Annotated in this window: 13 protein-coding genes; 9 read left to right on the top strand and 4 right to left on the bottom strand. The window is 63.9% G+C overall.

Annotated features, from left to right (window positions below; translation table 11 throughout):
* From ACE191_RS12430 to ACE191_RS12415, 4 genes are all read left to right on the top strand, one after another.
* A complete protein-coding gene (locus tag ACE191_RS12430) occupies window positions 1–651 on the top strand; it encodes a delta-60 repeat domain-containing protein (protein ID WP_400192551.1) in 651 nt (216 codons plus the stop codon).
* Window positions 597–2,483 (top strand): T9SS type A sorting domain-containing protein, encoded by a 1,887-nt coding sequence (locus tag ACE191_RS12425; protein ID WP_400192550.1) that lies wholly within the window; start codon window positions 597–599, stop codon window positions 2,481–2,483. The genes ACE191_RS12430 and ACE191_RS12425 overlap by 55 nt, the downstream gene beginning before the upstream one ends.
* 70 nt (window positions 2,484–2,553) lie before the next feature.
* Window positions 2,554–3,183, top strand: a complete 630-nt coding sequence (locus tag ACE191_RS12420) for an exonuclease domain-containing protein (protein WP_400192549.1) — start codon at window positions 2,554–2,556, stop codon at window positions 3,181–3,183.
* A gap of 44 nt (window positions 3,184–3,227) precedes the next feature.
* Window positions 3,228–3,434, top strand: a complete 207-nt coding sequence (locus tag ACE191_RS12415) for a hypothetical protein (protein ID WP_400192548.1) — start codon at window positions 3,228–3,230, stop codon at window positions 3,432–3,434.
* Between the two features lie 44 nt (window positions 3,435–3,478).
* Here the strand turns inward: ACE191_RS12415 and ACE191_RS12410 are convergent, their stop codons facing one another.
* The 3 genes from ACE191_RS12410 to ACE191_RS12400 all read right to left on the bottom strand — a co-directional run bounded on the left by ACE191_RS12410 (window position 3,479) and on the right by ACE191_RS12400 (window position 5,480).
* A complete protein-coding gene (locus tag ACE191_RS12410) occupies window positions 3,479–4,303 on the bottom strand; it encodes a TPM domain-containing protein (RefSeq protein ID WP_400192547.1) in 825 nt (274 codons plus the stop codon).
* Window positions 4,300–4,755: a TPM domain-containing protein gene (locus ACE191_RS12405; protein WP_400192546.1), complete on the bottom strand. Its 456-nt coding sequence runs from the start codon at window positions 4,753–4,755 to the stop codon at window positions 4,300–4,302. The genes ACE191_RS12410 and ACE191_RS12405 overlap by 4 nt, the downstream gene beginning before the upstream one ends.
* Before the next feature lie 116 nt (window positions 4,756–4,871).
* Window positions 4,872–5,480 (bottom strand): LemA family protein, encoded by a 609-nt coding sequence (locus ACE191_RS12400; RefSeq protein ID WP_400192545.1) that lies wholly within the window; start codon window positions 5,478–5,480, stop codon window positions 4,872–4,874.
* Window positions 5,481–5,711: 231 nt separating this feature from the next.
* Here ACE191_RS12400 and ACE191_RS12395 point away from each other — a divergent pair, with 231 nt between their 5' ends.
* Window positions 5,712–6,722 carry a sugar phosphate nucleotidyltransferase gene (locus tag ACE191_RS12395; protein ID WP_400192544.1) on the top strand — a complete coding sequence of 337 codons (1,011 nt, stop codon included), beginning with the start codon at window positions 5,712–5,714 and terminating at the stop codon, window positions 6,720–6,722.
* A gap of 36 nt (window positions 6,723–6,758) precedes the next feature.
* On the opposite strand, the gene ACE191_RS12390 is transcribed toward ACE191_RS12395, so the two are convergent.
* Entirely contained in the window at window positions 6,759–7,217 is a 459-nt protein-coding gene (locus ACE191_RS12390) for a hypothetical protein (protein ID WP_400192543.1), read from the bottom strand.
* A 269-nt stretch (window positions 7,218–7,486) separates the two neighbouring features.
* Here ACE191_RS12390 and ACE191_RS12385 point away from each other — a divergent pair, with 269 nt between their 5' ends.
* The 4 genes from ACE191_RS12385 to ACE191_RS12370 all read left to right on the top strand — a co-directional run bounded on the left by ACE191_RS12385 (window position 7,487) and on the right by ACE191_RS12370 (window position 11,405).
* The gene (locus ACE191_RS12385; protein ID WP_400192542.1) at window positions 7,487–8,845 is read left to right on the top strand and encodes a hypothetical protein; all 1,359 of its coding nucleotides are present in this window, start codon (window positions 7,487–7,489) and stop codon (window positions 8,843–8,845) included.
* 117 nt (window positions 8,846–8,962) lie between these two features.
* Window positions 8,963–9,355, top strand: a complete 393-nt coding sequence (locus tag ACE191_RS12380; RefSeq protein ID WP_400192541.1) for a hypothetical protein — start codon at window positions 8,963–8,965, stop codon at window positions 9,353–9,355.
* Between the two features lie 105 nt (window positions 9,356–9,460).
* Window positions 9,461–10,903: a hypothetical protein gene (locus ACE191_RS12375; RefSeq protein WP_400192540.1), complete on the top strand. Its 1,443-nt coding sequence runs from the start codon at window positions 9,461–9,463 to the stop codon at window positions 10,901–10,903.
* 73 nt (window positions 10,904–10,976) lie between these two features.
* Window positions 10,977–11,405, top strand: coding sequence for a transposase (locus ACE191_RS12370; RefSeq protein ID WP_400192539.1), 429 nt, complete (start codon window positions 10,977–10,979; stop codon window positions 11,403–11,405).
* Window positions 11,406–11,452 lie beyond the last annotated feature (47 nt).

Below are 11,452 nucleotides of genomic sequence, written 5' to 3'. Positions count from 1 at the left end.
ATGAACACACCTTTACGCTTTATTGCGGGCCTATGGCTGGGTTTGGGAGCCACGGCCACCGCGGCGCAAACCCTGGACCCGGCCTTTCAGGCCACCGAACTCACCCAGGCCAGTGAGGTCGAGCACGTGATGCAACAAGCCGACGGCAAGTTGGTGGTATCGGGCGGCTTTGTGCGGGCCAATCAAATGCCCGTGGGTCCCGTGGTGCGCTACCACGCCGACTATAGCCTCGACCACGCTTTCAACACCAACGCCGCCAGCCTGCAAGGGATGGTAGTGGCTACCCGGCAGCTGCCCTCCGGCAAGCTGCTGGTTATCGGCGAGGGGCCGCTGAAGCTGGGCAGCGTCACCCGGCAGGATTTGCTGCGGCTCAACAGCGACGGGACGCCCGACCCCGGCTTCAACGCGGGGAGTGCGTCGGTACGGCTTACCGGGTTTATTACGGCCGCGCTGCCTAACGACCAGCTGCTGGTAGCGGGCAATTTCACCGACTACAACGGCAGCGGCCGGAATTACCTGGTACGTCTGCTGGCCAACGGCAGCATCGATAACACCTTTTCGCCCCTGCCTTCAACCAGGCCGTTACCCGCCTGGCCGTGCAGCCCGACGGCAAAATCGTGGTGGCGGGGCGGTTCACCAACAACAACCTGAAGGGGCTGGTGCGCCTGGAGGCCAGCGGCAGCATTGATAACTCGCTGGCGTCGCCGTTCAGCATCAGCGCCGGCTCGACGCCTGAAGTGCTGGCCCTGCAGCCCGACGGCAAGCTGCTGGTCGGGTCACTGTTCCCGATAACCAACGGCAAAGCCCTGGTGCGGCTGCTGCCCAGCGGCGCCCTGGATCCGCAGTTCCAGCTGGAAGGCAACGTGAGCTTTTCCTTTTTCGGCGACCCCCGCGAGTTCTCCGACCCGGTGGTGCTGCCCAACGGGCAGATTCTGGTACCGAATGCTTACCGGTTTTCCGGCGACCCATCCCTGGTAAAGCTCAACCCCAATGGCAGCAAAGACGCGGCCTTTCAGGTAGGCAGCGGCAGCCTCGGCGCATCCCAGGGCACGCTCAACACGGTGGCGGTGCGACCCAACGGACAGCTGTTCGTGGCCGGCCGGGGCATTGCGCCGCCCGGCCGGCAGGGCGACGCCGTACTGCTGCAAGCCAATGGCCTGATTGACGCGGGATTCACCACCACCCTGCTGAAAAAGGGCGTGGGTAACGCGGTTGCGCGGCAGCCCGATGGCGCGGTGCTGGTGGGTGGCTTGTTCACCGCCGTGAACGGAGTTGACCGGAAGAACTTGGTGCGCCTGCTGCCCACCGGCGCAGTAGACCCGGGGTTCAACCCCGGCAATACCGGCGACTACGTGCGCAACGTGCAGGTGCAGCCCGATGGCAAAGTGCTGGTCCTGAGCCTCGAAAACCAGATGGGCAGCGTCGATATGCGCCTTTCTCGGCTGTTGCCGAACGGGGCCAGCGACCCGGCTTTCGTGCTGGACAACTTTGTGCTGGGTACCGAGCAGTTCAGGGTGTTGCCCAACGGCAGCATTATGCTGCTGGGCGACTCGGTGGCCAGTGGCAGAACGCTGCGCAAGCTGTGGCGCATGCTGCCCAACGGCGCGTTGGACCGCAGCTTCCGCTCGCAGCCGGCCAACGATTTCGTAAGCCGGTTTGAAGTGCAGCCCGATGGGCGGATACTGGTGCTGGGCCGGTTGAACGAAGACGCCCTCGGTACGCCGGCCTACGTGGTGAAGCGCCTGCTGCCGTCGGGGCTGCCCGACCCCGCATTTACGCCCTATCCCTTTGCCAGCCAGCCAACCGCCAGTTGGCTGGCTGCGCAGCCCGACGGCGGAGTTATCGTGGCCGACCAATACCCGAGCAGCAGCGGCGCGGCGCCCCGGGTAGCTCGCCTGCTGGCCAGCGGAGCGCCCGACCCGGGGTTTAGCGCCAGCCTGCCCGCCCCCGTACCGTTCTCGTCTATCTACACCGAGCAGTACACGATTAAATCATTGGTTATGCAGCCCAACGGCCGGATTCTGCTGGGCGGTGGGCAAATAGGCTGGGTGCGCCTGCTGCCTACCGGCCAAGCCGACGTGGGCTTCAATCCTAAAATGAACGGTGAGGTAAACGACGTGGCCATCGGGCCTAACGGTCACCTTCTGGCCGTGGGCGCGTTTACCCGAGCGTTGGAAAACCGTGCAGTGGGCGTAGCCAGTTTCCTTGATGCCCATGTGCTACCCGCCCGTAGCGCGCAGGCTTCAGCTGACTTTGCGGTTTGGCCGGTGCCTACCCGGGCTACCTTGTATCTGCGCCTGGAGGCGGCGGCCCGGCCCCGGCAGATCAGTGTGTACAACGCCGTTGGGCAATGCCTGCGGCAGCAGGCGGCTACGGCTGCGCCAACCCAGCAGCTGTCGGTAGCAGGATTGCCCAGTGGGGTGTACCTGCTGCGCGTGGATTATGCCGACGGCCCCGTAACGCGGCGCGTGGTGGTGGAGTAACTTTTGGTACTGCGAATGGATTGATAAGGCCGCCCGGCACCCGGGCGGCCTTTTGCGTATTCTGCCGGCTATGCGCTACGTTTCCCTCGACCTTGAAATGACCGGCAACAACCCCGAGCGGCACCAGATCATTGAGCTGGCCGCGGTGGTGGAAGACACCAAGCGCTTGTTGCCCTTGGATGAATTGCCCACGTTCCGGCGGGCCGTGCGCCACGCCGAGTACGTGGGTACCGCCGGCGCCCTGGCCCTGAACGCGCGGCTGCTGCGGGAGCTGGCCGACAGCGAAGCCGACCAGCCCGACATCTGCACGGCCCAGGAGTTGCTGCCCCAGCTGCGCGCCTGGCTGCTGGCGCAGGGCTTCCGGCCCGACAAGCACGACCGCATAACGGTGACGCTGGCGGGCAAAAACCTCGGCTCGTTTGACCTGCTGTTTCTGCGGCAGCTGCCTGGCTGGGGCGGGCTCGTGCGCGCCGAGCCCGCCCTGCTCGACCCGGCTGCCTTCTACCTGAACTGGCGCAAAGACACGCGCTTGCCCACCATGAGCATCTGCAAGGCCCGCGCAAAGTTTGCCGACCAGACCGTGGCCCACCAGGCCGTAGCCGACGCCCTGGACGTGATTCGCCTGCTGCGCCCGTTCTACGAGCTGCCGGTTTACCAGCAGGTTGAGCCTGGTCGCCCTGAAGACGAGCAGTCGGCTTGAAAGCCGGGCGTAAAAAGGCGTAGTTGCAGCCTTACTGGCCCACTATGAGTACCCTCGCCCTCGTGCATTGCCTGTCTTTTGCCCTCGGTCTGCTCAACCTGTGGGCCGCCTGGCGGCTACTGAAGCGCACGGCCACGCTGGCCCGGCAGCCGGAAGCGCTGTGGCTGTACCGCCTGGTCGCTTTCGTGTGCCTTTGCGTGTTCGTGAACAGCACCTTTTTCACGGGGCGGTTTCTGCTGGGCCTGCAGTAAAACGGAGTGCCGGTCGACCGACACTCCGCGTTTTTTAGGCCGCATTACCAGCTACCCGAGGCGCCGCCGCCGCCGGACGAGCCGCCGCCGAAGCCCCCGAAGCCGCCACCTCCACCACCAAAGCCGCCGCCGAAACCACCGCCTCCGCCGCCGAAGCCGCCCCCACCCAGGATAATGGGCGGGAAGAACCCGCCGCCGAAGCCGCGGTTGCGCCGGCCGCCCCCGCCTTTGCCACCCCCGCGGTTCAGGAAAAAGAACAGCACCAGCACCCCAATCACCACCCAGAACAGCCAGCCGCTGCTGCTGCCCCCGCCTTCGCCGTAGGTGCCCTGGGCCTTGGGCTCGGCCTCATACTCGCCGGCGGCCAGCGCCACCAGGCGGTCCACGGCGTCGTTGACGCCCTGGTAGTACTGGCCGGCCTTGAAAGCGGGCACGATGTTGTTGGTGATGATGCGCTTGGCCAGCGCGTCGGGAATGGCACCCTCGAGGCCGTAGCCGGTGTGAATGGTAACCTTGCGCTCCTCCTTGGCCACCAAGATCAGCAGGCCGTTGTTTTTGCCGGCCTGCCCGATGCCCCAGGTTTCAAACAGGCGCTGGGAGTAATTATTGATTTCGTCGCCGCCCAGGTTGGGCACGGTTACCACGGCCAGCTGCGAGGAGGTGCTGTCGTTGTAGGCCACCAGCTTGCGCTCCAGGGCCGCCACCTCGTCGGGCGCGAACATGCCGGCCAGGTCGTTGACGAGGCGGGGCGGGGAGGGGCGCGGGGGCGTGTTCTGGGCCAGGACGGAGCCCGTGAGCAGCAGCCAGCAGGCCAGCAGCAGGGCCAGGTGCCGCCGCAGGGGGGGCAGGCAGGAGGTCAGGTGATTCATACGCGCGGCGGTTTGGCGTCGCCGTAGGAAATGGTGTCGTCCAGCTCGTTCTGGTCGGTTTTGGCGTCGTAGGGAAAGTACCGGCGCAGCTGTTCGCCGGCCAGCTGAATGCCCTGCTGCAGGCCGCGCACGTAGTCCTGGCGGCGGAAGTGGTCGAGCACCAGCTCCTTGGTACGCTCCCAGAAGTCGTCCGACACGGCCGCGTTGATGCCCGCGTCGCCCACCACGGCAAACTGCCGCGTCGACCAGGCCACGTAGAACAGCACGCCGTTGCGCTGGGCCGTGCGGTGCATGCCCAGCTGGCTGAATACCTGCGCGGCGCGGTCGATGGGCTCGGGCGTGGGACACTCTTCCTCCAGGTGCACCCGGATTTCGCCGGACGTGGCCAGCTCGGCTTGCCGGATGGCTTCCACCAGCAGCTGCTCCTGCTGGGCCGTAAGCGGTGAATTCATAGGGTGGAAAGTAGTTGGCCGTTAGTAGTTGTCAGTTGGTAGTTGCTGGTTGTTAGGTCCGGACAGCTCCAGAACCGACAACCAGTAACTACCACCTGATACCTGACAATGCCAGATTACTCGAAGTTGACGGTCGGGGCCTTCTGGGCGCTGGCGTCGGCTTCGAAGTAGGGCTTCTGCTGGAAGCCGAAGATGCCCGCGAACAGGTTGTTGGGGAAGGAGCGCACGTAGGTGTTGTACTCGTTGGTCGCGTCGTTGAACTTCTGGCGCTCCACGTTGATGCGGTTCTCGGTGCCCTCAATCTGGGCCTGCAGCTCCTGGAAGTTGGCGTTGGCTTTCAGGTCGGGGTAGTTTTCCGACACGGCCAGCAGGCGACCCAGGCCCGAGCTGATCTGCGACTGGGCTTCCTGAAAGCGCTTCAGGTTTTCGGGGGTGAGCTGGTCGCCCGAGAGCTGCACGCTGGTAGCTTTGGCGCGGGCCTCAATCACCTGAGTCAGGGTCGACTTCTCGAAGTTGGCGGCGCCCTTCACGGTGTTCACCAGGTTGGGAATCAGGTCGGAGCGGCGCTGGTAGGAGTTCTGCACGTTGGCCCACTGCGACTTCACCTTCTGGTCGAGCTCGACCATGGTGTTGTAGCCGCACGACGACTGCGAGAGCAGAACCACCATGCCCACGACGTACAGCAGCAGGCGTTTTACAGCGGGGAGAGCGGGGGAGTTGGTCATTGAGAAGAAGGGTAGAAGTGGGGGTGAGAGAAGCAAGGTAGGGAGTGGCGGGTCGCCAGCCCGGCCGGAGGACCCCCGGACCGCTTGGCAGCGGTGGGGAGGCGGGGCGGCTGCCGTTGAGCTGGCCGGTCTGCTGCAAAGTACGAATTACCCGCAGGGCGGTTGTAAGCGGCCGCGCCCAAACCGAATTGCCTATTTTGCGGGCTCACCTAAGTTGTTGCTCGCCTGCATATGAAAGCTATTATCCCGGTGGCCGGCATTGGTTCGCGCCTGCGGCCGCACACCCACACCCAGCCCAAGTCGCTGGTGCCGGTGGCCGGTACGCCCATCCTGGGGCACATCATCGACCGGTTGCTGGCGGCCGGCATTCACGACTTCGTGTTCATCGTGGGCTACCTGGGCGACAAGATCGAGCGGTACGTGCGCCTGCGCTACCCCGAACTGCGCACCGAGTTTGTGGTGCAGGAGCCGCGCGAGGGCATCGGCCACGCGCTGTGGCTGGCCCGCGAGCTGTTCCGCCACGAGCCGGGCCCGGTGCTTATTCAGCTGGGCGACACCATCGTGGACGTGGATTTGCGTCAGCTCATCGACGCCGCGGGCACGGTGCTGGCCGTGAAGGAAGTGAAGACGCCCTCATCGTTTGGGGTGGTGGAGCTGGGCGCGGGCGGGCGCGTGGTGAAGGCGGTGGAGAAGCCGCGCATTCCCAAGTCGAACTACGCCCTGGTGGGCTTGTACCGCATCGAAAACCCGGCCTGGCTGGCTTCGGCCCTGGAGCGCATCATCGAGGAAGACCGCCGCACCCACAACGAGTTTTACCTCACCGACGCGCTGATGGTCATGATTGAGCAAGGGGCCGAAATGAGCATCTGGTCGGTGGAGGGCTGGTTTGACTGTGGCCGCAAGGACACCCTGCTGGAGGCCAACGCCCGCCTGCTGAACCGGCCCGAGTTTATGCACCCGGCCGAGCCCTACGACTTTCCCAACACCGTCATCATTCCGCCCGTCAGCATTGGCCGCGACTGCGCCATCAGCAACAGCATCATCGGGCCCAACGTGGCCATTGGCGAGCGAACCATCGTGCAGGACAGCATCCTGCGCAACAGCATCATCGGCTCGTACTCCGAGCTGCGCTCGGCCGTAATGCACGACTGCATTGTGGGCTCCGACGCCTCGTTTCGCGGCCTCAACCACAGCCTTAACATCGGCGACAACACCGAAATCGACTACACCACCAGCGGTTAATTATTAATTCATAATTATTAATTAATAATTAGACGGTCAGGCGGCTATCGGGTGCGTGCCGCATTCCCACTCGCGCTGCAGGTCCAGGGCGCGGTCCGACGATTGGGTAAGCCACTCCAGGGCGGTGGGGGCGTCGGAAAACAGCTGCACGTGGCGCTGGGTGCCGGGGTGCTGGGCCGTGAGCAGCTCCTCGAGCACCATCAGGTTGTAGGCGTCGTCGGCCACGATGGCCAGGCGGCGCACGGCGGTGCGGGCCAGCTCGGGCAGCCAGGTGTTTTCCAGCCACAGCTGGTCTTCGACGGCCAGCGGCGCGGCGCCCAGCTCAATGAGCCAGCTGCTGGCCTGTTGGCGCCGGGCCATGTCGAGCAGGGATTCGTGCACGCTCTGAAACAGGCTGAGGCCGGCAAAACGCTCGACGCCGTTCCAGCGGTGGCGCAGCAGGCCGATGGTCCAATCGTGCTGCACGCACACAAAATCACTCACGGTGTACATCATGGGGAGGCGGGGTCGGGTGGAGAAGGGATTTACGCGGGATGGGAGCCCCGGGTCTTGCTTGATAAGAGGTTGTTGTATAATCTTTTGACGAGGGCAGAAACGCCGGCCCCACCCGGATGGTTCACGTCGGGGGGTGGGCAGCGGGGCGGCCGCCCGGGGGCCAAAGCAAAATTTTCGCCTCATTTGGTCGTTCAGCCCCACAACCCGCCGCGGCCCGGGGCAGTAGTTGCACTTGCACCGTCCAACCGGCGGTGCGTATGTTCGGCCCGATGCGCTCTTCTTCCCTCTTCTTATATAAAGTTTTGCCGGCCGCCGCGCTGCTGCTGACCGGCTGCTACTCGCGCGACGACCTGAAAGCCGACGCCGACGGTACCGCGGCCCAAACCACCGCGCCCGCGACTTCGCCCGCCGAAAAACCAACCGCCCGTGCAACGCCTCCGGCCCCGGCCACCCGGCCACCCGCCGGCGAGGCGCGCTTTGCCCGGGTCAACGTGTTTCTGGAAGTGTCGGGCTCCATGCAGGGCTTCATGCCCGCCGCTGGCGCCGCGGCCCAGACCACGCAGTTCCAGCAGCGCGTGTCGGAGTGGCTGTCGGGCCTGGAGCGCGACGGGCGGGTAGAGCAGCGCCGCTACTTCCGCATTGCCGACCGCCCCGTGGCCGATTCGTACCGCGCCCTGAGCGAAACCGTGCGGCGCGGCATTCGGCAGCCCGCCACCAGCACCAGCATTCCGGCTATTCTCGACACGGTGGCCAGCCGCTACCTCGCCGACGACGCCGTGAGCGTCATTATCTCCGACTTCATTTACTCGCCCCAGAACCCCGGCGACGTGCCCTACATCAACACCGACATTGCCGACGCGCTGGCCCGCAGCCGCCCCGATCTGGCCGTGTCGGTGTACGGTTTCCAATCCGATTTCCGCGGCACCTATTACCCGGCCGTGAAGGGCAAGGTGGCCGGCTGCTGCCCGCAGCCTATTCCTTACTACATGTGGGTGCTGGGCCCGGCCGCGCTGGTCGGGCAGTTCGATGCCACGCTGATGAAGGACTTGGGGGGCGAGCAGGCCCACTTCGGACTGGCCGCCGCCGAGGTGCCCAGCTCGGTGCTGAGCCGGTTTAAGCGCCGCGGTACCTGGTTTGTGGCCGATGCCGGCAAGCAGGCCGGTGCCGGCGGCCACGCCGTGGCCATTGAAGAAGCTTCGGCCGAAGAGCCAGCAGAATTTGTGGTGGGCCTCGACCTGCAGCAGGTACCCGAGCTGTTTCAGAACCCGCAGTACCTGCAGAAAAACCTGGCTTTGCGCGGCAACACCACCACGGCCAAAGTGGCCAGGGTAGAAGCCGCCACCGACGCCACCCGCCGCAGCGGCGGGCCCGAAGCCGCTTTCACTCACTTCGTTACCGTGCGCGTGACGGCCAAGCCCCGCAGCCAGCAGAACCTGACGCTGGCCCTGCCCGCCGCCCGCCCTGCCTGGGTGCAGCAGTGGTCGACCACCAACGACAGCAAGCCCGGCCCCTACACCTTCGCCCTCAACCGCCAGCTCGACGGCCTGCAGCGCCTGATGAGCGGGCGGCAGTCTGGCACGAATGCTGCCGACGTGCTGCGCGTACCGCTGTCGGTGCAGCCGGATTAGGCTTTCGGGACTTAGGGCTCAGGTCTTAGGTTCCCTCTTTCCCACGTGACTCTCCTCCTCTGGGCCGATTCGCCTGCGCGGTCTAAGCCCTAAACCCTAAGTTCCTAAGCCCTGAATATGAAAGGCTTCTTTCGCGCCCTCTACGAAGTCATTGGCCTGCCCCAGCCCCCGTCGGAAACGCCGGTGTACCGCGAGGTCATCTTCCCCAACATCGGCCTGCTCAACCTGGGCGTCACGCTGGCGCTGCTGGTGCTGTTCTACCTGGTTATCAACCGCTGGATGCGGGTGGCCACCTTCAGCCGGCCCCGGCACTGGTCGATTTTGCTGGTGCTGAATGCCATCATTGCCTTCATCATCGTTATAGCCCAGGCCAACGGGCAGAACGTGGAGTCGCACTCCTACATCTACTGGCTGGCCTTGCTCAATGCCATCTACGCGGCGCTGTTCTTCTTCCTGTTCTCCCTGATTTTCCGCAAGCTGTCGGTCAACGCCAGCACGACTCCTTTTTAGGTATTGGGTAGTTGGTATTAGGTAGTTGGACTGAATGCCCGTCACACGGACCTTGTTCGACTGCTGTCCTAATACCAACTACCAACTACTCACTACCTCCTCAACATGGCTAAACTCTTTCTTTTTGGCATCGGCGGCACCGGCTCGCGGGTGGTCCGCTCGCTCACGATGCTGCTGGCCTCGGGCATTGAGTTGCCCAACTGCCAGCAGGTGGTGCCCATCATCATCGACCCGGACGCGCACAACGCGGACATGAACCGCACCGTGCAGCTGCTGCAAACCTACCAGCAGATCTACAAGCGCCTTGGGCCGCGCGAGGAGGGCTTCTTCAAAACCGACATCAGCACGCTCTCCTCCATCAGCCAGGACGTGAACGGCTCGGTGAAAGACACCTTCGTGTTCGACTTCGGCGGCATCAACCGGAGCTTCCGCGACTACCTGGGCTACAACTCGCTGCCCGTGGAGTCGAAGGCGCTGGTGGAGTCGCTGTTCACCACCGACAACCTGGAAAGCCCGCTCACCATCGGTTTCCGCGGCTCACCCAACGTGGGCTCCATCGTGCTGAACAAGCTGGCCGAGTCGCCCGAGATGCGCTTCTTCGCCGACAACTTCCAGCAGGACGACCGGGTGTTCTTCGTGTCGAGCATTTTCGGCGGTACCGGCGCGGCCGGCTTCCCGCTGCTGCTCAAGAACCTGAAGGACCCCAACACCCGCCTCTCGAACGCCCGCTACCTGCGCGACGCCCTCACCGGCGCCGTCACGGTGATGCCCTACTTCGCGCTCCAGAGCGAGGACCAGCAGGTTATCGACTCGAACAACTTCCTGACGAAGACCAAAGCGGCCCTGGGCTACTACGAAAACCACCTGCAGGGCCTCGACGCGCTCTACTACCTGGCCGACACGCCCGACACGCCCTACGACAACCAGCCCGGCGGCGTGGGCCAGCGCAACAAGGCCCACATCGTGGAGCTGCTGGCCGCGCTGAGCATCGTGGACTTCATGCACTACTCCAGCCTGGACTTGCGCAACGGCCAGGGGCCGCTGTTCCACGAGTATGGTCTGGAAGGCGACACGGCCGAGGTGCAGTTTCAGCACCTGCCCACCGAAACCAAGGAGCAGGTAGCCCAGCACCTGACGCAGCTGCTGTATTTCACCAAGTACCACAAGCAGCACCTGCCCACCGACGACGCGCCCTACGCCAAGAACCTGAACCTGCAGTACGCGCTGAAAAACGAGCCCGTGTTCAAGCAGCTCGACCAGTTTCTGCACAACCCCGACTTCGGCGTGGATGCCTGGCTCGGCGAGCTAAGTCAGAACCGCCGCGCCTTCCGCCCCTTCAACCTCGCCACCGACGACTTCAACATGATGATCAACGGCAGGCCGGTGGAAACGGGCTTCTTCAACAAGGGTATCAGCCGCAACTACCTGCTGGATGCGCTGAACACCCAGGAGAAGAAAGTGCCCGACGACGACAGCTTCCGCAAGCTCATCACGCTGATGTACGGCGTAACGGATGAAGCCTTCCGCGAGAAGGTGAAGGTGGTGTAAGCCCGACGACCCACGGTTGAAACCGTGGGCAAATAAGCCGGAAAGTCATTCAGCTACTGTCAGCTACTGGTAGATGAGTCATGTGTTCAAGTCGTTGTGGGTACATGTGACTTGGGCGACCAAGAACCGACACCCATGGATTTCCCCTTCGCTTAAGATGCCACTGTATGATTTCATGCGCGGCACTGCTCGGGGCAACGACATTCATCTGGACTTCATCAACGGCGTGGCCGATCATGTTCATTGCCTGCTTTCCTTGAAAACAACCGACCGCCTCGACCAGATCGTGCATCAGCTGAAAGGCAGCAGCGCCCACTGGGTAAATGAACTAGGCTTGGTGGGTGTCGATACTTTCGGTTGGCAGACGGGCTATGGCGCATTTTCGGTTAGTCCAACCCATGTAGAGCGGGTGCGCAACTACATCCGCAATCAGGAAGCACACCACCGCCAGCAAGACTACTGGCGAGAAATGGAAGTCCTGGCCACCTTGGCCGGGCAGTAATCTGATTCTTTGAACCCCAATAGCCCACGGTTTCAACCGTGGGACTG

It is taken from the genome of Hymenobacter sp. B81, from assembly GCF_044628455.1.
Taxonomy (GTDB): Bacteria; Bacteroidota; Bacteroidia; order Cytophagales; family Hymenobacteraceae; genus Solirubrum.
This window is presented reverse-complemented; position numbering and strand designations above follow the sequence as displayed.